This is a genomic window from Stutzerimonas stutzeri, from assembly GCF_000935215.1.
In the GTDB taxonomy this organism is placed as follows: domain Bacteria; phylum Pseudomonadota; class Gammaproteobacteria; order Pseudomonadales; family Pseudomonadaceae; genus Stutzerimonas.
The window spans coordinates 1-22,640 of the sequence record NZ_JXXD01000044.1; the positions used below are offsets into that span (position 1 = coordinate 1).

At 64.4% G+C, this 22,640-nt stretch carries 22 protein-coding genes; 6 read left to right on the forward strand and 16 right to left on the reverse strand.

Annotated elements, in window-relative coordinates:
- Positions 1 to 116: 116 nt before the first annotated feature.
- The 3 genes from LO50_RS06050 to LO50_RS06060 form a co-directional block, all read right to left on the reverse strand.
- Positions 117 to 1,043 carry an ABC transporter permease gene (locus LO50_RS06050; RefSeq protein ID WP_044314432.1) on the reverse strand — a complete coding sequence of 309 codons (927 nt, stop codon included), beginning with the start codon at positions 1,041 to 1,043 and terminating at the stop codon, positions 117 to 119.
- A gap of 65 nt (positions 1,044 to 1,108) precedes the next feature.
- Positions 1,109 to 2,215, reverse strand: a complete 1,107-nt coding sequence (locus LO50_RS06055) for an ABC transporter permease (RefSeq protein ID WP_014821136.1) — start codon at positions 2,213 to 2,215, stop codon at positions 1,109 to 1,111.
- 12 nt (positions 2,216 to 2,227) lie between these two features.
- A complete protein-coding gene (locus LO50_RS06060) occupies positions 2,228 to 3,784 on the reverse strand; it encodes an ABC transporter ATP-binding protein (RefSeq protein ID WP_044314433.1) in 1,557 nt (518 codons plus the stop codon).
- A gap of 248 nt (positions 3,785 to 4,032) precedes the next feature.
- Between LO50_RS06060 and LO50_RS06065 the strand changes: the two genes are divergently transcribed.
- Positions 4,033 to 4,953 carry an AraC family transcriptional regulator gene (locus tag LO50_RS06065; RefSeq protein ID WP_044314434.1) on the forward strand — a complete coding sequence of 307 codons (921 nt, stop codon included), beginning with the start codon at positions 4,033 to 4,035 and terminating at the stop codon, positions 4,951 to 4,953.
- A 201-nt stretch (positions 4,954 to 5,154) separates the two neighbouring features.
- On the opposite strand, the gene LO50_RS06070 is transcribed toward LO50_RS06065, so the two are convergent.
- The 9 genes from LO50_RS06070 to LO50_RS06110 all read right to left on the reverse strand — a co-directional run bounded on the left by LO50_RS06070 (position 5,155) and on the right by LO50_RS06110 (position 12,222).
- A complete protein-coding gene (locus tag LO50_RS06070; RefSeq protein ID WP_044314435.1) occupies positions 5,155 to 5,595 on the reverse strand; it encodes a carboxymuconolactone decarboxylase family protein in 441 nt (146 codons plus the stop codon).
- A 10-nt stretch (positions 5,596 to 5,605) separates the two neighbouring features.
- Positions 5,606 to 6,343, reverse strand: a complete 738-nt coding sequence (locus LO50_RS06075; protein ID WP_044314436.1) for an SDR family oxidoreductase — start codon at positions 6,341 to 6,343, stop codon at positions 5,606 to 5,608.
- A 122-nt stretch (positions 6,344 to 6,465) separates the two neighbouring features.
- Positions 6,466 to 6,936: a nucleoside deaminase gene (locus LO50_RS06080; RefSeq protein ID WP_044314437.1), complete on the reverse strand. Its 471-nt coding sequence runs from the start codon at positions 6,934 to 6,936 to the stop codon at positions 6,466 to 6,468.
- Positions 6,937 to 6,972: 36 nt separating this feature from the next.
- Positions 6,973 to 7,767 carry an ABC transporter permease gene (locus LO50_RS06085; protein ID WP_044314438.1) on the reverse strand — a complete coding sequence of 265 codons (795 nt, stop codon included), beginning with the start codon at positions 7,765 to 7,767 and terminating at the stop codon, positions 6,973 to 6,975.
- Entirely contained in the window at positions 7,754 to 8,557 is an 804-nt protein-coding gene (locus LO50_RS06090; RefSeq protein ID WP_044314439.1) for an ABC transporter ATP-binding protein, read from the reverse strand. Before LO50_RS06090 ends, LO50_RS06085 begins: the two co-directional genes overlap by 14 nt.
- A gap of 4 nt (positions 8,558 to 8,561) precedes the next feature.
- Positions 8,562 to 9,539 carry an ABC transporter substrate-binding protein gene (locus tag LO50_RS06095; RefSeq protein WP_044314440.1) on the reverse strand — a complete coding sequence of 326 codons (978 nt, stop codon included), beginning with the start codon at positions 9,537 to 9,539 and terminating at the stop codon, positions 8,562 to 8,564.
- 50 nt (positions 9,540 to 9,589) lie between these two features.
- Positions 9,590 to 10,339, reverse strand: a complete 750-nt coding sequence (locus tag LO50_RS06100) for an alpha/beta fold hydrolase (protein WP_044314441.1) — start codon at positions 10,337 to 10,339, stop codon at positions 9,590 to 9,592.
- The gene (locus LO50_RS06105; RefSeq protein ID WP_044314442.1) at positions 10,332 to 11,312 is read right to left on the reverse strand and encodes an isopenicillin N synthase family dioxygenase; all 981 of its coding nucleotides are present in this window, start codon (positions 11,310 to 11,312) and stop codon (positions 10,332 to 10,334) included. The genes LO50_RS06100 and LO50_RS06105 overlap by 8 nt, the downstream gene beginning before the upstream one ends.
- Positions 11,313 to 11,613: 301 nt before the next feature.
- Complete coding sequence (locus LO50_RS06110; RefSeq protein ID WP_044314443.1) at positions 11,614 to 12,222, reverse strand: LysE family translocator; 609 nt, start codon at positions 12,220 to 12,222, stop codon at positions 11,614 to 11,616.
- A 100-nt stretch (positions 12,223 to 12,322) separates the two neighbouring features.
- On the opposite strand from LO50_RS06110, the gene LO50_RS06115 reads away from it, so the two are divergent.
- On the forward strand, positions 12,323 to 12,775 hold the full coding sequence (locus LO50_RS06115) for an Lrp/AsnC family transcriptional regulator (RefSeq protein WP_044314444.1): 453 nt from the start codon (positions 12,323 to 12,325) through the stop codon (positions 12,773 to 12,775).
- 206 nt (positions 12,776 to 12,981) lie between these two features.
- On the opposite strand, the gene LO50_RS06120 is transcribed toward LO50_RS06115, so the two are convergent.
- Positions 12,982 to 13,602 carry a class I SAM-dependent methyltransferase gene (locus LO50_RS06120; RefSeq protein WP_015276270.1) on the reverse strand — a complete coding sequence of 207 codons (621 nt, stop codon included), beginning with the start codon at positions 13,600 to 13,602 and terminating at the stop codon, positions 12,982 to 12,984.
- A gap of 66 nt (positions 13,603 to 13,668) precedes the next feature.
- Here LO50_RS06120 and LO50_RS06125 point away from each other — a divergent pair, with 66 nt between their 5' ends.
- Positions 13,669 to 14,220: a hypothetical protein gene (locus LO50_RS06125; RefSeq protein ID WP_152623954.1), complete on the forward strand. Its 552-nt coding sequence runs from the start codon at positions 13,669 to 13,671 to the stop codon at positions 14,218 to 14,220.
- A 9-nt stretch (positions 14,221 to 14,229) separates the two neighbouring features.
- Here LO50_RS06125 and LO50_RS06130 read toward each other — a convergent pair whose 3' ends face one another.
- Positions 14,230 to 15,933: an ATP-binding protein gene (locus LO50_RS06130; RefSeq protein WP_044314445.1), complete on the reverse strand. Its 1,704-nt coding sequence runs from the start codon at positions 15,931 to 15,933 to the stop codon at positions 14,230 to 14,232.
- A complete protein-coding gene (locus tag LO50_RS06135) occupies positions 15,917 to 17,443 on the reverse strand; it encodes an ATPase domain-containing protein (protein ID WP_044314446.1) in 1,527 nt (508 codons plus the stop codon). Before LO50_RS06135 ends, LO50_RS06130 begins: the two co-directional genes overlap by 17 nt.
- Before the next feature lie 433 nt (positions 17,444 to 17,876).
- On the opposite strand from LO50_RS06135, the gene LO50_RS06140 reads away from it, so the two are divergent.
- The 3 genes from LO50_RS06140 (at position 17,877) to ggt (ending at position 21,939) form a co-directional block, all read left to right on the forward strand.
- Positions 17,877 to 19,184 carry an ABC1 kinase family protein gene (locus LO50_RS06140; protein WP_044314447.1) on the forward strand — a complete coding sequence of 436 codons (1,308 nt, stop codon included), beginning with the start codon at positions 17,877 to 17,879 and terminating at the stop codon, positions 19,182 to 19,184.
- Positions 19,185 to 19,201: 17 nt separating this feature from the next.
- Positions 19,202 to 19,903, forward strand: a complete 702-nt coding sequence (locus LO50_RS06145; protein WP_044314448.1) for an SDR family NAD(P)-dependent oxidoreductase — start codon at positions 19,202 to 19,204, stop codon at positions 19,901 to 19,903.
- 362 nt (positions 19,904 to 20,265) lie between these two features.
- A complete protein-coding gene (gene ggt / locus LO50_RS06150; protein WP_044314449.1) occupies positions 20,266 to 21,939 on the forward strand; it encodes a gamma-glutamyltransferase in 1,674 nt (557 codons plus the stop codon).
- Between the two features lie 131 nt (positions 21,940 to 22,070).
- Here ggt and LO50_RS06155 read toward each other — a convergent pair whose 3' ends face one another.
- Positions 22,071 to 22,463: a VOC family protein gene (locus tag LO50_RS06155; protein ID WP_044314450.1), complete on the reverse strand. Its 393-nt coding sequence runs from the start codon at positions 22,461 to 22,463 to the stop codon at positions 22,071 to 22,073.
- Between the last annotated feature and the right edge of the window lie 177 nt (positions 22,464 to 22,640).

Below are 22,640 nucleotides of genomic sequence, written 5' to 3' on the forward strand. Positions count from 1 at the left end.
GTTTTTGGTTACTTTTTCGGCGTCTGGAAAAAGTAACTCGCCCAGCAGGGCGAAACCAGGCTCCTCAAGCAACTCGCCAACCGGCCTGGTTCCGCGTAGCCAACCGGCCCGACAAATCAATGCCCCGGCTGCCAAGGCTGCCCCAGCGACACCGGCGCGTACAACCGCGTACGGATCGCATCCCGCGACAGCAGCACCAGCACCAGAATGGTCGCCACATACGGCAGCATCGCCAGCAGGTTGCCGGGGATCGCCAGGCCGAGGCCCTGCGCCACCAGGTGCAGGATGCTGGCCAGGCCAAACAGGTAGGCGCCGAGCAGGACGCGGCTCACCCGCCAGCTGGCGAACACCACCAGGGCCAGGGCGATCCAGCCGCGGCCGGCGGTCATGTTTTCCGCCCACATCGGCGTATACGCGAGCGACATGTAGCCGCCTGCAAGCCCGGCCATCCCGCCACCAAACATCACCGCCAGGGTGCGCACGCGCAGCACCGGCAGGCCCATGGCGCTGGCGGCGTTGGGGTTTTCGCCGACGGCCTGGATGATCAGCCCGATGCGGCTTTTCAGCAGTACCCAGGCCACCAGGGCGAACAGGGCGAAGGATAGGTAGACCAGCAGGTCCTGGGCGAACAGCATGCGGCCAATCACGGGGATCTCGCTGAGCAGCGGAATGGCGATCGGCTCGAAGCCGGCCAGCGGCTTGCCGACCCAGCTGGCACCGACGAAGGACGACAGGCCGACGCCGAAGATGGTCAGTGCCAGACCGGTGGCGACCTGATTGGCGTTGAAGCCCAGCGCCACCATGGCAAACAGCAGCGAGAGCAGCACACCGGCCAGGCAGGCGAACAGCACGCCGAGCCAGAGGTTGCCGCTGGCGAAGGCGACGATGAAACCGATCACCGCGCCGAACAGCATCATGCCCTCCTGGCCGAGGTTGAGTACGCCGGTCTTCTCGCACACCAGCTCGCCGAGGGCGACCAGCAGCAGCGGCGTACCGGTGCGGATCATGGCGTAGAAGATATTGGTCAGCAGATCCATGTCCATCGGTCAGGCCTCGAACTTCAAGCGGTAGGCAGCGGGTGAAAAGGGCAGTAGCGCAGTGCGGACGATCATGTGGCCGGCTCCTCTTTGGCGCTGACAAGCGCCGGTTTGCGTGCCCACAGCTTCAGGCGCGGGCGGTAGAGGATCAGTACGTCGCAGGCGAGCAGGAAGAACAGCACCATGCCCTGGAACAGCTGCGTGATGGATTGCGGCAGGTTGGCGGCCATCTGCGCGTTCTCTCCACCGAGGTAGAGCAGCGCCATCAGCAGACTGGCGAAGACGATACCGATGGGGTTCAGGCGACCGAGGAAGGCCACGGTGATCGCCGCGTAGCCATAGCCCGGTGAAACTTGCGGCACCAGCTGGCCGATTGGCCCGGTGACTTCGGCGACGCCGGCCAGCCCGGCCAGGCCGCCGCTGATCAGCAGGGCGATCCACACCAGCTTCTTGTCGCGGAAACCGACGAAGCCGGCGGCGCGCTTGTCCAGGCCGAGCACCTTGATCTGGAAGCCGAGAAAGCTCTTCTGCAGCAGCACCCAGACCACCACCAGTGCCAGCAGGGCGAAGTAGAAACCGCCATGCACGCGCAGCCCTTCGATCAGCTCGGGCAGCCGGGTGGCGTCGCCGAACATCGCCGACTCGGGGAAGTTGAAGCCTTCCGGGTCCTTCAGTGGGCCGTGCACGGCGAACAGCAGCAGGTTCAGCGCAATGTAGTTGAGCATGATGCTGGTGAGGATTTCGTTGGCGTTGAACGCCGTCTTCAGCCAGGCGCAGAGCCCGGCCCAGGCGGCGCCGCCGAGCGTGCCGAGCAGCAGTGTCAGCACCAGTGCCCAGCGCGAGTCCCAGTCGATGATGTTGACTGCCAGCGCGCTGCCGGCCAGTGCGCCGATGAGCAGCTGGCCTTCGGCGCCGATGTTCCAGATGCGTGCGTTGTAGACCACCGCCAGGCCCAGCGCACAAAGCAGGATCGGCAGCGCCTTGACCAGCAGTTCGGAGACGCCGTAGAGATCGCCGAGCGGGTCGATCAGCAGCACCTTGAGGGTTTCCAGCGGCGGATGGCCGAGCAGCGCGAACAGCAGCGCGCCGCTCAGCAGCGTCAGCAGTGCCGCCAGCAATGGCGAGAACCAGAGCATGGCCCGTGAGGCCTCGCCGCGGGGTTGCAGGGATAACAGCATGATGGATTCTCGTCAGGCGGCAGAGGTGGAAACAGGGGTGTCGCTGGTATCGAACTGGCCGGCCATCCAGCGGCCGACTTCGACCGGGCAGGTGCTGGCAGTAGCGCGCTGTGGCGACAGCCTGCCGTCGCTCAGGGCGGCGATGCGGTCGCTGATCTGGAACAGCTCCTCGAGGTCTTCGGAGATCACCAGGATCGCCGCGCCGGCATCGCGCAGTTCGATCAGCGCGCGGTGGATCGCTGCTGCCGCGCCGACGTCCACGCCCCAGGTCGGGTGCGCGGCGATCAGCAGCTTCGGCTGCTGCAGGATTTCGCGACCAAGGATGAATTTCTGCAGGTTGCCGCCGGACAGACTTGCCGCCGGGGTCTGTGCGTCCGGCGTCTTCACGGCGAAGCGCTGGATGACCTGTTCGGCGAAGGCGCGCACCTTGCCGCGGCGGATCATGCCCTGCTCGACCATGCCGGTCTGCTGATAGGCGGTGAGCAGGCCGTTGTCGGCCAGGCTCATGCTCGGCACCGCGCCGTGACCGAGGCGTTCGGCCGGCACGAAGGCCATACCATGGCGACGGCGGGCGTCGGGGCGCAGGTGGGCGACATCGTCACCGAGAAAACGAATGCGCATGGCCTGTGCGGCCGGCAGGCGCTGTTCGCCACTGAGCAGGGCGAGCAGTTCGTCCTGGCCGTTGCCGGCGACCCCGGCGATGCCGACGATCTCGCCGGCGCGCACTTCCAGGTCCACCTCTTCGAGGGACACGCCGAACGGATCGGCGTTGTGCCAGGACAGCCGCTCGACCCGCAGGAACGGCGCGCGGCCCTCGCTCTTCGGGTATTCGGCTTCCAGCCCCTCGGCATCGCCGACCATCAGCCGCGCCAGTTCCAGGTCCGAGCATTCGGCGGGGATGCATTCACCGGACACGCGACCGGCGCGCAGCACCGTGGCGCTCTGGCACAGCGCGCGCACTTCATTGAGCTTGTGGCTGATGAACAGGATGCTGCAGCCCTCGGCCGCCAGCCGGCGCAGGGTGATGAACAACTCGTCGGCCTCCTGCGGGGTGAGCACCGAGGTCGGTTCGTCGAGGATCAGCAGGCGGATGTCCTGCATCAGGCAGCGGATGATCTCCACCCGCTGGCGCTCGCCGATGGACAGGCTGTGCACCAGCCGTTGTGGCTCCAGCGGCATGCCGTAGCGCTGCGAGACCTCGCGGATCTTCGGCTCCAGCTGCTTCGGCGTACCGGCTTTCGCGCCCAGGGCGAGGGCGATGTTCTCCGCGACCGAGAGCGTCTCGAACAGCGAGAAGTGCTGGAACACCATGCCGATGCCGCGTTCGCGGGCCTGGGCCGGGTCGCGCATGGTCACCCGTTCGCCCTGCCAGTGGATTTCGCCGGCGTCCGGCTGGGTCACGCCGTAGATGATCTTCATCAGGGTGCTCTTGCCGGCGCCGTTCTCGCCGAGCAGGGCGTGTATCTCGCCCGGCTGGATCGACAGGTCGATACGGTCGTTGGCCAGGCAGCCTGGGTACTGTTTGGTTATGCCGCAGAGCTTGAGGCGCGCGGTCTGGGATTCGGGCATGGAGGCGTCCGCTGGGTTTTTCATGACCAGGGTGTAGCAAAAAGCTGGCCAAGCAGTCAGGAATTGAGATGCGACGCGGCCACGGCAGCTGCGCCACCGGTTGGCCATGCGACGATGTTAGCCGGTGCATCGCTTTGGTGCTTCACTCGGTGACGCCGTCGTGTCGATGCACTGCCATGGGGCGGGACGACCGCGGGCCGGATGGGCTGCTAAGCTAACCGTCCTCTCCGCTTCCACCGGTTGCCTGCATGAACCAGATGGACCTTCATTCCGCCGAGGAAACGATTGCCCAGCGTGCCGCCCTGGCGCGGCTGATCGATGGCCTCTTGCGCGACGACGGCATGCATCCCACCGCGATTGACGATCTTTACCTGATCCGCTGCAGCGCGCCGAGCGAACTGGTGCACGGGCTGCACAAGCCGGCGCTGTGCATCATCGTGCAGGGCAGCAAGGAGGTGCGCCTGGGTGACGAGCTGTACACCTACGATGCGCTGCACTACCTGGTGGTATCGGTCACCGTGCCGGTGGCTGGTCGCGTGCTGGAGGCCTCGTCCGGCGAGCCGTACCTGTGCATCCGCCTGGATATCGACCCGGCAATGGTCGCCACTCTGGTGGCCGACAGCGCGCAGTTAAGCCAGCCCGTGGAAGGGCCGGCGCGCGGGGTCTATCTGGATCGCATCGATGCGCCGTTGCTCGACGCCACGCTGCGTCTGGTGCGATTACTCGCCAGCCCGCAGGACATCCCGGTGCTGGCGCCGCTGGCCATGCGCGAGATTTTCTACCGTCTGCTCTGCGGTAGGCAGGGGCGCCATCTGCACGAGATCGCGGTGCGCGACAGCCAAGGCCATCGCGTCACCCGCGCCATCGAATGGCTGAACCGCAACTACGTCGAACCGCTGCGCATCGAGGAACTGGCGCAGCGGGTCAACCTCAGCAGCTCGACGCTGCATCACCGCTTCAAGGCGCTCACAGCGATGAGCCCGCTGCAATACCAGAAGCAGCTGCGCCTGCAGGAGGCGCGGCGGCTGCTGATCGCCGAGGGACTCGATGTGTCCAGCGCCGGCTACCGGGTCGGCTACGAAAGCCCCTCGCAATTCAGCCGCGAGTACAGCCGGCTGTTCGGCGCCTCGCCGGTGAAGGATCTAGCCCGGCTGCGCAGCACCGCCTGAGAGCCTATTCACGATCTGCTGCGCGTCGGCCCTGCTGCGTTAAAAACAGGCTCGGATGCTCATTTACATCAGTAAACTCCGCGTCCTCGCCTGTTTGATTCGCTGGCGCTCACCCTGCGGGCCAGCCTTCGGCCGTTACTCCCGTTGGTCGTTGCGCCTTGCAGGACTCTGGCTCGCTAGATCGTAGACAGGCTCTAAAATTCAACGCGGCGCCGGGTCCGGCACCTCGCGCAATGCCTGGGCGGCGTCGATGGCGCGGGGGAAGCCGGCGGTCACGGTGGTCAGGTAGACCACCTCCTTTAGCTCCTCACGGCTGACGCCCAGACGCAGCGCGTAGCCGGCGTGGACCTTCATGTACTGCAGATGGCCCTGAGCGGCGAACGCGGCGACCACGGCCAGCTGGCGGGTGCGATCATCCAGCTCGCTGCGTCCCCAGACATCGCCCAGCGCGTATTCGGTGATGCCCTCGGCGAGAAACGGATAGTCCTTGCGCAACGCTTCGAGCACGGGTTGCCCGGCGCCGCCTGACAGGTGATCCATCACCTCGACGCCACGTTCGTGGCGCTCGTTGCCGGCGGCTTCCAGCGAGGCGAAGGTTAGTGATCCGAATACGGCCAGGGTGTTGCCTGTACGAAGGATCATGGTGGCGTCCTCAGTAGGGGCTGGCGGTGGGGCGCACCACCAGCTCGCTGACGTCGACATCGGCCGGCTGGTCGATGGCATAGGCGATGGCGCGGGCGATGACGTCGGCCGGAATGGCGATGCGGCGGAAGTCGTCCATGGCCGAGCGGGCGCTGTCATCGGAAATGCTCTCGGCGAGTTCCGATTCGGTGACGCCGGGCGAAACCAGGGTCACGCGAATATCGCCACCGACCTCCTGGCGCAGGCCTTCGGAGATGGCCCGCACCGCGTACTTGGTGGCGCAGTACACCGCCGCGGTCGGGCTCACCGCGTAGGCGCCGATGGAGGCGATGTTGACGAACTGGCCGGCGCGCTGGCGCTGCATCAGCGGCAGGCCGGCGGCGATGCCGTGCAGCACGCCACGGATGTTGACGTCGATCATGCGGTCCCACTCGTCCACCTTCAGTGCGTCCAGCGGTGAAAGCGGCATCACCCCGGCGTTGTTGACGATTACATCGACGCGGCCGAAGCGCTGTTCGGCGAAGTCGACGAAGGCCTGGGTGCTCTCGCGACTGGTCACGTCCAGCGCGCGGCAGGCGGCGATGCCACCGCGTTCGCCGATCTCGGCGACGAGCTTTTCCAGCCGTTCGAGGCGTCGCGCGCCCAGCACGACGGTTGCGCCCTGGGCTGCCAGCAGGCGCGCCGTGGATTCGCCGATGCCGCTGCTGGCGCCGGTGATAAGTACGATTTTGCCGGTGATGTTCGACATGGGGTTGTCCTCCGCAGGTGGATTCGGGCGACGTCGTTGACGCCGTGATTCGAATACTGCGAGGGACGACGGTGGTCGCGTTATGGCGATCCTGCCGGGCGCTTGCCTGATTCTGGCGGGACCTACCAGATGCCTTCGTGCAGGGCAGCAGCCTCGTCTTCCAACAGCGGCCCGACGACTTCGACCTTGCGCTGGCCGGCCTTGAAGACGATGCGGCAAGGCAGGTCCAGCGTCGGGTTCTCCGGATGGTTGCCGGTGATGTCCTTCAGGCTCCGCTCGGAAAGGCCATAGACCACGCGACCCAAGCCGACCCAGTAGGCGGCCCCGGCGCACATGGCGCAGGGTTCGGCGGAGGTGTACATGCTGCAGCGCGAGAGGAATTCCGGCGTGTAGCGGGTCGAGGCACGGGTCATCAGCACGCGCTCGGCGTGGCCGGTCATGTCGTGGTCGGGCATGTAGGCGTTGCCCTGTTCCAGCAGCACCTCACCGTCCGGCCCGACCAGAATGGCGCCGAACGGGTGGGTGCCGTTTTCCAGTGCGCGGCGGGCGACGTCGAAGCTTTTGCGCAGCAGGGCGAGATCGTCGAGAGACATGGCGTTATCCAGACTGAGATTAAGAAGTGGTGGGCTTCAATGCCCACCCTTGGGCAGGCTCCAGGGAAAGCAGACCTTCTGCAGCAACCCGATCAGGTGGAATAGCACCAGGCTGATTACCACCAGCATCATCAGCGCAGCGAAGGCTTGCGGCACCTGGAACATCGAGGTGGAAAAGTTGATGAAGTAGCCCAGGCCTTTTTCCGCAGCGACAAACTCGGCGACCACCGCACCGATCACCGCCAGGGTGATGGAGATGCGCAGCGCCGAGAACAGGTGTGGAATCGCATAGGGCAGGCGGATGTTGCGGTACTCGCGGGCCTGCGACGCGCCCAGCGAGCGCGACAGTTCCACCAGCTCCTCCGGCGTCGCCAGGAGGCCGGTGACGCAGGACACCACGATGGGGAAGAAGGCGATCAGGAAGGTGATGAACACCCGCGGTAGGTCGCCGGCGCCCATCACCACCACGATGATCGGCGCCACCGCGACGATGGGCGTGGACTGCACGATCACCAGCAGCGGATACAGCGTGCGCGACATCAGTCGCGAGGACGCCAGGGCGATGGCCAGCGGGATGCCGATCAGGATCGACAGGCCGTAGCCCATCAGCGTCACCCGCAGGGTGGCGAAGATGTGCTCGGCCCAGGCACCGAGGCCGACCTTCTGCGTCGCCGCGAGAATGGCGCTGGGCGAGGGCAGCACGAAGCTCGGCAGCGTGAGCAGGCGGCAGGCCGCCTCCCAGACCAGCAGCAGGACGACGAAGGCGAGCCAGGGCGCGAGGCGATCGGCCTGGGCCTTCAGGCGCAGCGCCCTGGGCTTAATGGGCGGCATGGCGCGAGAAGACTTTGCGGCGGATATGGTTGGCGAGCTCATTGAAACGGGGCTCCGTGAGGGTTTCCATGGACCGCGGGCGCGGCAGGTCGACTTCGATGATTTCCTGCACGCGGCCGGGGCGCGCCGACATCACCAGGATGCGGTCGGCCAGCAGCAGCGCTTCGGGAATCGAGTGGGTGATGAACAGCACCGTCTTCGGACGCTGAGTCCAGATGTTCAGCAGCTCCAGGCTCAGCTCGTCGCGGGTCAGGGCGTCGAGTGCCGAGAACGGCTCGTCCATCAGCAGGATTTCCGGGTCGTGCAGCAACGCCCGGGCAATCGCCGCGCGCTGCTGCATGCCGCCGGAGAGTTCGTCCGGGCGCTTGTTGCCGAATTCCTTGAGCCCCACCAGTTCCAGCAACTCCTCGCCGCGGGTGATTTCCTGTGCGGTGACGCGGCCGTACTTGTGGCGCATGGGAAAGGTCAGGTTGTCGCGGATGTTCAGCCAGGGCAGCAGGGTCGGTCGCTGGAAGACGATGCCGATCTCGTCACGCGGGCCGTCCACCGGACTGCCGTAGATGCTGACCTGGCCGTGAGTTGGCCGTACCAGCCCGGCGAGGATGCGCAGCAGCGTGGACTTGCCGCAGCCCGAGGGGCCGAGCACGGCGATGAACTCATGACGGCCGATATCGAAACTGGCGTTGTCCAGCGCCACCACCTCGCTGCCATCGGAGGAGGTGAAGACCTGGCTGACGCGATCAAAGCTGATGTTGGGGCGCGGTGTGGCGGGCAGGGCGGCGGCGTTCATGGCATCACTCGCTTAGGCTGGTGTCGATGGCACTGGCCGGGTCGAGGGCATCAATCTGCATGCCCTGCGCCTTGGCGACCCATTCCCAGGTAGTGGCCAGGCGCTTGGCGTCGAAACCGGTGCCCTCGGCATCGCTGATCTCGTTCTGCATCAGCGGCACGGATGCAGCGAACTGTTCTTCGGCCTGCTGCTCGTCGACTTCGGCAACCATCTTCTTCAGTGCGGCGGCCGCTGCAGCCGGGTTGGCGATGGCGTTCTTCTGCGCCTGCTGGTAGGCCTTGACGAACTTCTTGGCGACCTCGGGATGGCTCTGTACGAAGCGTTGCGAAGCCACCAGCGACAGGCCGTAGCCCTCGAAGCCGTATTCCGACCAGGGGATGGTCTTCAGCGTCTTGTCCGCTTCACCGAGGGCACGGACGAAGCCGGGCGCGACGGTCAGCCAGTTGATGGTGGCGTCCACCTTGCCGGTGGCGAGCATCGGTGCCAGCGCGCCGGGGTCGAGCTTGAGCAGCTTGACGCTGGCCGGGTCGATGCCGTTGCGCTCCAGCAGCAGCGGCCAGACCACGTTGGAGGCAGAGAAGGTCGGGGTGGCGACCGTCTTGCCGACGATGTCCTTGAAGCTCTCGATGCCCGAGCCTTCGGTGGTGAAGAAGGCGTCTGGCTGCTTGTTGTAGATCGGCGCGACGGCGACCACCGGCACCTCGCCCTGGGCCTTGGCCTGCAGCAGCGAGGCCAGGCCGGCCGAGCCGAAGTCCGCGCTGTTGGTGGCCAGCTTGGTCACCACGTCGCTACCACCACGGGCACTGGCGATTTCCACTTCGATGCCTTCTGCGGCGAACAGGCCCTGTTCGACACCTAGGTAGATCGCCGCCTTGTCGCCGGCTGGCAACCAGTCGTTGAGCCAGCGCACCTTGTCGGCGGCCAGGGCGGTTTGGCTGAACAGCGCGAGCAGGGCGCTGGCGAGCAGGGTTTTCTTGAACATGGTGAAGCTCCTTGAAGGTTCGGCGTGATAAGCGCGATGCAATAAACGGGTCAGTGCACCGGATGTGGGTGGCGAGCGAAGAAATCCACCAGCGCGGCGAGCAGCGCGCCGGGCATGGCCAGTTGCGGCGCATGGCCGCAATCGAGCAGAACCCGCTCGGCCCCAGGCACCAGCTGCTGCATGCGCTGTTGCACCAGTGGCAGCACGGAGCGGTCCTGCGCGGCTTCGATATACAAGCGCGGCAGACGTCCGAAACGCTCGGCACTCCAATGCGCGGCGATGTCGCGGCCGCCGTCGGGCTGCACCGTAAGGCGGCGCGCTGCAGCGATGGCGGCCTGTGCCGGTGCATCGTGAAAGAACACGGCGCAGGCGGCATCGGCCGGTACGCGGCTGCCGCCGGGCGCGGCTTCGAGATAAGGGCCGATGCCGCTGACCTCGGGGAAATCGCGGGCGAGCTCGGCGCAGAGTTCGCCGAAGTTCATGCCGCTGGGCAGCATCATTCCGGCGACATAGGCGACCCCGGCGATGCGCTCGGCATAAGCCTCGGCCACGGCAGTGGCAGTGACGCCGCCGCCGGAATGCGCCACCAGCTGAATCGGGCCGGGCAGCGTCTCGATCAATGCGCCGACGTGCTCGACATAGCGCTGCAGCGAGACCTTGGCGAGTGGCGTGGCGTCATGGCCGTTGCCCGGCAGATCGACCGCGTGCGGTCTGTGGCCGGCATCGCGCAGGCCATCCTGCAGCGAATCCCAGACCCAGCTACCGGCCCAGGCCCCGTGGATGAGGACGATGTCAGCCATAGGTCCTCCGGTACATCTCGCGGTGGTGTTCTTCCACTGTCACGGCGGGGTAGCGCGGCGACTCGCCCGGCACGAGGCAGGTCGGCAGGCACTCGACCAGATGGTCCGGGTTGCCGCTGAAGAAGAACGGCACGCTGTAGCGCTCGCGCCCGGAAATATTGACCACTCGGTGTAGCGTCGAGCGGTACTGATCGTTGGTCCAGCGGGCGATCATGTCGCCGAGGTTGACCACATAGGTGCCCGGCACAGGAGCCGCGTGAATCCAGCTGTCACTGTGGCGATCCCAGACCTGTAGGCCGGGATTCTCGTCCTGCAGCAAGAGCGTCAAGCCGCCGAAGTCGGTATGTGCGCCGCATCCCTTCTCGCCGGGCGCGGCATTGGCCGGCTGCGGCGGGTAGTGAAGCAGGCGCAGGGTACTCATCGACTCGCGGCAGAAACTGGCGAAATGTTCCTCCGGCAGTTGCAGCGACAGCGCGATGGCGCCCATCAGCCGTGCCGCGAGGGCGTTCATCGCATCGCGATAGCGCTCCATGGTCGGGCGGAAGTCCGCAAGCTCGCTCGGCCACTGGTTGGCGCCGTGGTTGAAGCGACCGGCCAGCACCCGTGGGTCGTCCTCGGCCAACTCCTCGCCGATATAGAAGCCTTCCTTGAGATCGGCCGGCGCACCGGCTTCCAGCACCTGACCGCGCAACGGCTCATAGCCGCGATTGGCCTTCGAGAACACCTTGTCCAGCGCACGCTTGCCTGCTTCCGGCTGGGAAAAGAAGGCCCGCGCCTGCTCGAACACCGCCTGTTGTAGCGCCGGGTTGACGCCGTGGTTGGCAATACAGAAGAAACCGACCTCGCGACAGGCCGCACCGATGCGTTTGGCCACGGCGACGCGCTCGTCGAGATCGGTAGAAAACAGCCCGGCGATATCGATCAGCGGCAGCGCGCCGGCTTCGAGATGACGGGCACAAAGGGATTCATTCATGGCTCGATCCTGCTCTGCCGACGCGGAATGGCGGCCGGCGAGCGCAGTATCTGGCGGGTCATGCTGTGCGCAGAAGCAGAGAATATCGAGCAAGCCGATGCCGTTTCGGCATCACCGTGTAAGGCGAGAAAACGGTGCTCGCAGTGATCGTGAATGGTGCATCAGCGAACGCCCGGCATTCCTTTCTCGGGACCATATCGCGGCGGCCAGATAGGCATGCATGCACATTGTTGGGGCATTGTTGGAGAGGTGGCGAGATGTGCAATTTTCCGCAGGCGGTCCACGCCTGCGCCCATGTTCGCTAGATCGAGAGGTTCAGAACTGCCGGCATCGTTGCAACCACCAGGATCACAGCCATGGAAACATTGAATGCCGAGGCAATCCGCGGCCTTCCCAGCCAGCGCCTGAACGTCAAGCCACCCAGCGCCCATACCCCCACACAAGGCACCGATATCGCCGCCAAGATGACAGCGGCGATGCATAAGTTGAGAAAGTGATTTTCAGGCGGGATGTAGGTTGCGGCCACGCTTATCGATAGTGCCCATGCCTTGGGATTGATCCATTGGAACGCCGCCCCACTTATGAGGCCCATTGGCGGCTTGGGATCTACCTGCATCTGCAAGGGGCCGCTGTTAGCGATTGCCCACGCGAGCCAAAGAATATAGGCCGCTCCGACAACACTCAGCGCGCTATGGAAGCCCGGGATTTTCTCAAACGCCGAGCCCAAGCCTGAGCCAACTATCGCGAGCTGCAAACCAATGCCGAGCGCGATGCCGCAAACAAGCGGCATGGTTCTCAAGACGCCGACTCGCGCACCTGACATGAGCACCATGAGGTTATTGGGGCCAGGTGTTCCAGTCATGACGATGGCAAACATCAGGAACGGCAGGAGGACTCCGAGATCGCTCATCAATACAACTCTTTGCTTTGAGATTGGTGCTGCAATTTTATTGTTCGGCTCAAGAATTGTTGTTGCATAATCTCGGCGCTGCTAGATATGGAAGCAACAAATGCTCGAAATTGATCGAATTGATAGAAAGATATTGCGTGAGCTTTCCGGGGACGCTCGCCAGACCAACCTGAAACTGGCGGAACGTGTCGGTTTATCGCCTTCGGCGTGCCTCAGACGCGTGCAGGAGTTGGAGCGCAGCGGAGTTATCAAGGGCTACCGGGCGGTGATCGACAAGGCGCTGCTGGGGGCTGGCTTTGTCGTCTATGTGGCCGTTGGGCTTTCCAGCCATACCAAAGAAAGTTTGGGAGCCTTTGAGCGTGCTATCGCCGCCTCTCCCGACGTGGTCGAATTCCACACAGTCACTGGTGCGCTCGAGTATCTGTTGCGCGTAGAAGTTGCAGATATCAAAGCGTACAAGTTGTTCCACACCGAAGTGCTGGGCACCTTGCCCCACGTGTCGTCGATCACAAGCTACATCGTGATGGACACACCCAAGAGTGAGCGGGGCTAGGTCCTGCTAGTGCGAAAAACTCCTGGCTACGATCACTTAAATCGGGTCCAGGACAAGTGCAGAAAAAGGCTTGGAATAGCGGACCTCTTCGCCAGTAATGGCTTCTTGAGGCTTAAGGTTTCGCCAGAAGGTACGCCTTCGGCTACGGCTAGTTGCTGCTGTGCGATTTCAGCGGAGCCGCTGCGGTCAGCTGTCAGCGCTGCCTGCTACTGGACCAGTTTGCGGCAGAAGCAGTAGACGAACTTCTGTTCGATCCCGCCGGGGGTGTGGTGCGATTCCTTTTCATGGCCGAGCAGCAGAAAGGGTTCGCCGAACTCGGCGTGCAGCTCGCTGGCGCCATAGCGCATGACCGGCAGGCCGCTGCATTTCTCCGGGCCATCCTCGGCGAAGGTGGCCACTATCACCAGCCCGCCGGGCTTGACCGCGTGCAGCACCTGGCGCACATAGGCATGCCTGTCTTCTTCGCTGGTCAGAAAGTGAAAGACTGCTCTGTCGTGCCATACATCGAAGCTGCGCTCGGGTAGCGCGGCTTCGATGACATTCGCCTCCAGCCAACGGACGCTCGCCGCGTTGGAACCGAGTCTGGTCTTGGCCGTGGCCAGCGCCGCGGCGGAAAGGTCGAGCACTGTCAGGTTTCGATAACCGTTGGCCAGAAGATCATCGACCAGTGTCGAGGCGCCGCCGCCCACGTCGATGATCGATGCCGTCGAAGGCACGTCCGCATCGCGGATCAGTTTCAGCGACAGCTCGGCGTGTTCCTGAAACCAGCTGACCTCGTCAGCGGCCTTGGTGGAATAGACCTTTTCCCAGTGATCTTTCGGTTGCATGGCGGCATCCCTCGACACGTTTATTGTGATGCTGAGTGCGATGGACGGTAGCATGCAGGCCCAGGCGTGTGCAGCCTTGAAGCCAAAGTCGGGATTTCTGTAACGGAACGCCCATCAGGTGCGCTTGGAACGCAGGTTGTCACCACCGAATGCCCCCATCATCAATACAAGGAAGCAAGGATGTACCTAAAAGGATCTCTATGCGTGTTGGCGCTGGTTTGGCTGGCGACACCACCCGCACAGGCGGCGACCGAACTCAATGGCGTCATTGGCAGGGAGCTGATCGGACAGGATGTAATACCTACCGAGTACCACGGGCTCTGGGGAAGGGAAGGAAACTGCGCAGAGCTTCAGCAGCCGTTCTTCATGAATGCCGTATTCGTTACGAAAAAGAGCATGGCGCTCGATAAACGAACCTGTCCAATAAACACCGCGCTCGCCGAGGGCGATGAGTTTGAGGCCGCGTTCAATTGCATTACGGTTGGTGAGGATACGCTTCAGACGCTGCCCATACGGCTCACGCTGCGCGAGGCCAAGCTTTACGTGAAAGTCGGTGAAGAGCGTGAAGATGGCCCCTACCTCAACTGCAATGCGCCTGGTTTTGGCTCTAAGCGCTGAGTAAACCGGCTATCCCTGCCTGACGGGGTCGGCAAATACTGCACTCTCGATCGCCTCTCGCAACGAGGTTGCCAGCTCTTCGAGGCGGTAGGGCTTGGCGAGGACGTGCACGCCTTCTGCGGCGGCAGATTGCTGCGCAGCTTCGGCGTAGCCGCTGGTGAGCAGTACGGGGATGCCGAGGGCGCGGGTGCGGATTTCCCGGGCCAGTTCAACGCCGTTCATGCCGCCCGGCATCATCACGTCGGAGAAGACGATATCTGCCTGACAGCCGTTCTGCAGCGCGCCCAACGCGTCAGTGGCGCTGGCGGCATGGGTAACGCGATAACCGAGATGTTCGAGCATCTCGCCGACCAGCGCGGCGACTTCTTCATCATCGTCCACCAGCAGCACGGTGCCGGCTGAGGCGTCGGGGCTATCGTCTTCGGCAGGCCGTTCGCCGTCAGGCTGATCGGGCACACGTGCCGAGCGCGGCAGTAGCATGATCACGCTGGTGCCACGATCGCATTCGCTTTCGATCCACACCGTGCCGCCGGACTGCCGGGCGAAGCCGTAGACCTGTGCCAGCCCGAGCCCTGAGCCTTTGCCTATCTCCTTGGTGGTGAAGAAGGGATCGAATACCCGGGCGCGAACCTCCTCTGGGATGCCGGTGCCCGAGTCGGTCACCGTGAGGCGGACAAAATCGCCGATGATGCCCAGCACCGCTTCGCCGGGTGCATTGCTGGCTTCGATCAGGATCGAGCCGCCGTCGGGCATGGCGTCGCGGGCATTCACGGCCAGGTTGAGGACGACCAGTTCCAGCTCGCCAGGGTCCACTTCGACCGGCCAGAGATCCGGCTCGAACTGCACTTCCACGTGCACGTCGCCGCTCAGGCTGCGGTCGAGCAGCTCGCGCATGCGGCCGATGCGCAGCACCAGGTCGACCGACTCGGGTTCCAGTGACTGGCGGCGGGAGAAGGCGAGCAGTTGCCGGGTAAGGGCGGTTCCGCGTTGCGCGGCCTGGCGCATACCGTCCATCAACCGCTCGCGGCGTGCAGGATCGGCGCGGCGGTCGAGCATGTCGAGGCCGCCGGAGATCACCATCAGCAGGTTGTTGAAGTCGTGGGCGATGCCGCCGGTGAGCTGGCCGATGGCTTCGATCTTCTGCGCCTGGCGCAGAGTTTCTTCGATCTGCGCGCGCTCGGCCATCTGTGTGCGCAATTCCTGGTTGGCCTTTTCCAGTTCGCTGGTGCGCTCGACGACCAGCGCTTCGAGTTGATTCGAGGCGCGCTCACGGGCTTCGAGCAAGGCCCTGACTTCGTACTGGCGATGCCGCCCGCGCAGGGCGGCTTTCACCGCGCTGGTCAGGGTGATGCTCTGTACCGGGCGTTCCAGCAGGGAAACGTTGCGCAGCGCCGCCACCATGCGCTGACGCCATGCGGCGACTGCCGGCTGTTGATGCTTGCTGGTGAGGACCACGAATGGAAAGTCGGACCACGCCGGTTGCTGATCGACCCAGGTGGCCAGTGCTTGGAGGTCCTGACCGAAGAGGCCTTCTTCGGCGATGAAAACGGCGTCGGCATCGGTTTCGGCGCGACGTAGCACCTCATCGACACTGTGGCAGACAACGGCGTCCATGCCGCTGCGGCTGAGAAGTTCGGCCGAGGCGGGACCGTCCCGGCCGATGGGGGCATAGACGACTACGATGGGGCATTCTCGTTTAGTGGGCGTCGTCATGCTCGTCTGTCAGTAGCTGAGTCGCATCACCGGTGTATTCCGGTGTGCCCGATAAGATGCCGCTGAAGTGACTGAGCGGCGGTCCGACCTCGAGGCCGGCGCTACTGAGGCGATATTCACGGACGGTGTTTTCATGCCGTCCGCTGCGCTTTTTCACCACTGACAACGCCCGGCGAACGACGCCGGCATGCTCGAAGTAGCGCTGCATGATAACCGCATCGCTGAGATAGCTGATATCCACAGGCGTATCCATTGGGCCGACCAGGCCATGCTGGGCGAGCACCATGATGCTGATCACGCCTTTCTGGCCCAGATAACTCAACAGCTCGTGCATCTGCAGAATCAGGAATCGGCCATCAGGCATCGCGTGCAGATAGCCGTTGAGGCTGTCCAGAATCACCAGGCCGGCCCCCCGCACCTCTACGCTCTGGCGGACCGCGGCGGTGAACTCGCCGGGCGACAGCTCGGCCGGGTCGACCTGCTGCAGATGCAGCAGCCCCTGTTCGATCCACGGTTCCATGGGCAGCCCCAGCGCCCGCCCGCGCGCCAGCAGCGTGGCGATGTTTTCGTCAAAGACGAAGAAGGCGACCTGCTCGCCGCGTTTGCACGCCGCGACCGCATAGCTCAAGGCCAGCGAGGATTTGCCCACGCCGGCAGCGCCGACCAGCAGCGCGTTGGTGCCGCGTTCCAGGCCGCCACCCAGCATCTTGTCCAGTGCCGGATTACCGGACGAGGCCAGCTCACCGGAGAAGGACGAGTGGTGCTCGGCGGCGATGAGCCGGGGATAGATGCGCAGGCCGCCCTTGCGGATGGCGAAGTCGTGGTAACCGCCGCGAAACTGGATGCCACGCATCTTGATCACCCGCAGACGCCTGCGCTCGGCACCGTAGTCGATTGCCACCTGCTCCAACATGACCACGCCGTGGGAGATGGAATGCAGTTGCAGGTCGCCCACTTCCGAAGTCTGGTCGTCGAGCAGGATCACCGTGCAGTTGCGGGTGGTGAAGAAATGCTTGAGCGCCAACACCTGCCGGCGGTAGCGCAGAGGGCTTTGCGCCAGCAGGCGCATTTCCGAGAGGCTGTCGAAGATCACGCGACTCGGATTGGTTTCGGTGACCCGATTGAACACCTGCTGCGTGGTTTCACTCAGCTCCATCTCCACGGGGTGCAGCACCGTCAGTTCCAGGTCCGGGTCCAGGCTGGTCTCCGGCGTGACCAGCTCGAACACATCGATACCGTCGAGGGACCAGCCGTGCCGCTTGGCGACCAGCTCCAGTTCGTCCTTGGTTTCCGAGAGGGTTACATAGAGAACGCGCTCGCCCTGGCGGACCCCTTCGAGCAGGAACTGCAGCGCAATGGTGGTCTTGCCCGAGCCCGGGCTACCTTCGTACAGGTACATGCGGTTGGGGTCGAGGCCGCCGCCGAGAATGTCATCCAGCCCCTCGCTGCCAGTGGAAATGCGAGGGGGTTCATCGTCTGGTTGGAAGGAAAGATTAGTGAAATCGGTCATTCCGTTCTCCTTACGCAGGCGCCGCTGCGTGCTTCGTTCCCACTCCTGCATGTCCATATCAGGACAAAGGCGGAGGGGAACAGGCCCGTTTCTCGCCTGGTGGGCAGGTCGGGCTGAATGCCGCTCGAATCGTCGCCTGATGCGCTTCTGATGTGCCGAAAATTGCGCGTTTGGCGGTCGACGTTCGAGGGGCGCAGTCATTTAATCCGACTCGCCAGCCGCCTGCCCGTTCCGCATGAGTGTGCTCGGCACCTCCGCTGCAGCGCGCTCTGCAGGCGGCGCGACCATCTGCTGCGCGGTCCCCCCGGCCGCTTCGCTCGTTGCCCTTGAGCTACTTCGAACCCCTCCGCTGCGCAACAGACTGCAACCATTGAACCTTGGATCATGGGCCGGGCTGCCCCATGATCAGCCTTTGCCTTTGCGGGTCGCCTGCATGTCTCGATTCTCTCGTCCGTCGGCTTCGGCACTGGGCCGCTTTCTGCAACTGGGCGGCACTGGCGCGCGCATTGCCGGCAACCTGTTGGTGCAGCGCATCACGCCAGGCAAGGCGCGTATCGACTGGGTGCCGGTCGGCGAACTGCTCGGTGATGCGCTTGGGCAGATGAAAGGCCCGGTGCTGAAGCTCGGTCAGCAGGCCTCGCAATGGCAGGACCTGCTGCCTGATCCGATCAGCGCCGCGCTGGCGCGCTTGCAGAATCAGGTGCCCTCGCTGCCGTTCGACGCGCTCGAAGCCAATCTGCAGCGCGTCTACGACGGCAAGCTGTACGAACTGTTCGAATCCATCGAGCCTGAGCCCGCGGCGGCGGCCTCGCTGGGCCAGGTCCACCGCGCTCGGGATCGGCAGGGCAGGGCACTGATCATGAAGGTCCAGTACCCCGGCATCCGCGCCATCTGCGATGCCGATCTGCGCCAGCTACGCCGCTTGATGCCGCTCGGGCGACTGTTCGGCACGCCGCCCGCGCGTCTCGATGCGGTGTATATCGAGCTGCAACGGGCCATTGCCGAGGAACTCGACTACGAGGCCGAGCGCGCCAACCTCGAAGCCTTCCGCGAGCACTTCAGCAACTGGCCGGGCATCCGCATTCCCTTTGCCGCGGGCGAACTCTGCCGGCCCGGTGTGCTGGTGCTGGAAGACCTGCCGGGCCGCTCCATGGCCGAGGTCGAACAGGCCCCGGCGGAGGTGCGCCAGCGCCTGGCCGAAACCCTCTGCCAATGGCTGGCCGAGCAGGCATTCGGTCTGCAACGGCTGCATACCGATCCGCATCCCGGCAACCTCGCCTGGACAGAGACTGGCGAGCTGGTGGTCTACGATTTCGGCAGCGTACTGCGCCTGGAACCGCGCTTGCTGGCCGGCTACGTGCAGATATTCGAAGCACTGCGTGGCACCTCCAGCGAGGCGCTGGAGCCTGGCTTTCAGGCCCTGGGCGGGCGCCAGCCGGGAAGCACGCCGCCGCACGGGCTGTACCGAAGCATTCACCTGATGCTGCACCCGCTGCTGCAAACCGGCGCGCAGTGGGACTTCCGCGAGGCGGCGCTGCATCAACGGCTGTCCGAGCTGTTCCCCCTGATGATGTCCGCACTCGGCAGCCTGCAACCGGCTTCCGGCACCTTGCTGATCAACCGCACCCTGGAAGGCCATTACTGGAACCTCTACCGGCTCGGCGCTTGCCTGCCCATCGCCGACCTGCTCGCCGAACATATCGAACGCTGGCGCAGTGAAGCGGGCGTCCGTCGACCGTAAATCTGCTGGAGATCGTCATGCCACTGGAATCATTTCCCGAAGGGTTTCGCGCGCTGGTCATCGGCGCATCCGGTGGCATCGGTGCCGCACTGGTCGATGCCTTGCGCAGTGACCCGCGCTGCGCGTCGGTCATCGCCCTGAGCCGCTCGTCCGAGCCGGCGCTGGACCTGACCGTTCCCGCCAGCATCGAACAGGCCGCGGCCAGCGTGGCGGGGCAGGGGCCATTTCATCTGATCATCAACGCCGCGGGCGTGCTGCACGGTGCCGACTTCATGCCGGAGAAACGCCTGGCCGATCTCGACCAGGAGCAGTTGCTCGCCACCTTCCAGATCAACACCTTCGGCCCGGCCGTGGTGCTGCGCCACTTCAGCGGCCTGCTCGACCGCCAGCGCGGCGTGCTTGCCATGCTCTCGGCCAAGGTCGGCAGCACCGGCGACAACCGCCTCGGCGGCTGGTACAGCTACCGCGCCTCCAAGGCCGCGCTGAACATGCTGATCAAGACTGCTTCCATCGAGGTGCGCCGTAGCCAACCGAATGCGGTGCTGCTGGCGCTGCACCCGGGCACGGTGAACTCACGGCTGTCGCAGCCCTTTCGGGGCGAAGAGATCGGCCGTCCCGCCAGCGATGCAGCGCGGGATCTGTTGAGTGTGATCGATGGTCTGGGGCCGGAGGCCAGTGGTGGGTTCCATGCGTATAGCGGGGAGGAGTTGCCGTGGTAAGCCGCTGGGGCGGATGCTGACGGACAGCCAGGCTCGATAGTCGTCCTCGTGGCGGCGGGCGGGGCTGCGTAACAAAGGCCTGAGATGCGATTGCGGGCCAAGCAGGCGCGCTCTCATCGCTGCACATTTTTTTCACAAATATCCAGTCTGCATGCCTCGCCGATATTGAGGTCTGGCTTTTCCAGTCAGGCTTCGGCTGCATATTCATAGGCACATTTCGGAAGCACGCGTTCTCTCTCGGCCGGCGCGGCATTCTCCTCAAGCCCGCTGCGCACCTACGCCTCGTCCCCATTGTCTATGTTGGTGATAACCGCCCCAGCCATCGCGGGGCGGCGGTGACCACAAGAATAAGGATGAGCACGATGCGTTTGCTTCAGATCAGCAGGTTGACCCTTGGCGTGGCGATCGTCGCTACGGGCCACATTGCCCACGGCGCGCTTCTGGAAGGCGGGGCGGTCGCCGCACCCGACGAGTACAGCGCCAAAGTGGCCGCCCAGGTGCTCAAGGCCGGCGGCAATGCGGTGGATGCCGCGGTGGCGACCGCCTTCACCCTGGCCGTCACCTACCCCGAGGCGGGCAATATCGGCGGCGGTGGTTTCATGACGCTGTATATGGACGGCAAACCGTATTTCCTGGACTACCGGGAAGTTGCGCCCAAGGCCTCCAGCAAGACCATGTACCTCGACGACAAGGGCGAGGTGATCGAGAACCTGAGCCTGGTCGGCGCCAAGGCGTCCGGCGCGCCCGGCACCGTGTTGGGCATGTGGGAGGCACACCAGCGCTTCGGCAAGTTGCCCTGGAGCGAACTCATCACCCTGGCGGTCGGCTATGCCCGTGAAGGCTTCACAGTAGCTGACCAGCAGTTCCAGTACCGCGAGGACGCCATCGGGTTGTTCAACGGCACGACCAACTTCGAGGACTACTTCGGGAGCATGCGGCCGGGTTCCACCTTCCGCCAGCCGGAGCTGGCCGAGACCCTGGAGCGCATCGCCGACAAGGGGCCGGATGACTTCTACAAAGGCAGGACCGCCGACTTGCTGGTTGCGCAGATGCAGCGTGACGACGGGCTGATCACCAAGGCGGACCTGGCCGACTACCGCGTCAAATGGCGCGAGCCGATGCGTGTCGACTGGCAGGGCAACAGCCTCTACACAGCGCCACTGCCAAGCTCCGGCGGCATTGCCCTGGCACAGCTGATCGGCATGAAGCAGCAGCGCGCCGCCGACTTCAAGGGCGTCGAGCTGAACTCGGCACGCTACATCCACCTGCTGGCGGAGATCGAGAAGCGCGTCTTTGCCGACCGTGCCGACTACCTAGGCGACCCGGACTATTCCGACGTACCGGTCGCGAAGCTGACATCGCCCGAGTACCTAAAGCAGCGCGCAGCCGAGATCAATCCCACGGCCATTTCCGAAACCGAGAAGGTGCGTCCGGGCCTCGAATCGACGCAGACGACCCACTTCACCATCGTCGATGCCGACGGTAATGCAGTCAGCAACACCTACACCCTCAATCTGGATTACGGCAGCGGTGTGGTGGTCAAGGGCGCCGGCTTCCTGCTCAACGACGAGATGGACGACTTCAGCGCCAAGCCGGGCGTCGCCAATGCCTTCGGTGTGGTCGGTAGCGACGCCAACGCCATCGAACCGGGCAAGCGCATGCTGTCGTCCATGAGCCCGAGCATCGTCACGCGCGATGGCAAGGTCAGCCTGGTGCTCGGTACGCCGGGTGGCTCGCGCATCTTCACCTCGATCTTCCAGGTGCTGAACAACGTCTACGACTTCGATATGCCGCTGGAAAAAGCCGTGGCCGCGCAACGCGTGCACCATCAGCTCCTGCCGAAGGACACCATCTACTACGACGCCCACGCGCCGTTGACCGGCAAGGTCGCCGACGAGCTGAAAGCCATGGGCTACACGCTCGAGGATCAGGGCTGGCTGATGGGTGATATCCAGGCGATACGCGTCGACGGCACCCGCTTGCAGACCGGCTCAGACCCGCGCGGGCGTGGCGTCGGGATGATCGTCAAACCCTGATGGGTGAGGGGAGAGAGCAAACGGAGGGAATTGCTGCCGTCTTGTGATGCTTCATGCGCCGCAGTGATCTACGGCGCATGAGGTTGAGCTTTCACCGCCGCACATGGGCTGTGCGGCGTTGAGCGGGACGCTTACTGCGGGCGGTAGATGGCGCACAGCTTGTTGCCGTCAGGGTCGCGTACGTAGCTGAGGTGCAACGCGCCGAGGCTGGTTTCGCGCAGTCCTGGTGGCTCCTCACAGGTGGTGCCGCCATGGGCGACGCCGACATCGTGAAACGCCTTGACCTGCTCGGCCGAGCTGCACTTGAAGCCAATCGTGCCGCCGTTGCCGACGGTCGCTTCTTCACCATTGATGGGTTCGGTCACGCCGAACAGACTGCCATCGTGACGGTAGAACAGGCGCGTGTGCCCGGACGGCGCCACATTGCGCAGCGGCTCGCCTGCGCCGAGTACGCCGAGCACGGCATCGTAGAACCGCTTCGCTCGTTCAATATCATTCGAACCGACCATTACATGGTTGAGCATGGGGGCCTCGCTAGGTGATTTGGATTTGTGCGGCTATGGAGCGAGCACTCTAGCATCGGGATGAAGAGGGCGGGCAATGGTGGGTTGGGCGGTGAGCGCTGATGTTGGTACCGACGATCACCGGCAGCTTTCGGCCGATTCTGTTGAAAAAGTAGCGGCCTCCCCATGCCGTTGGCA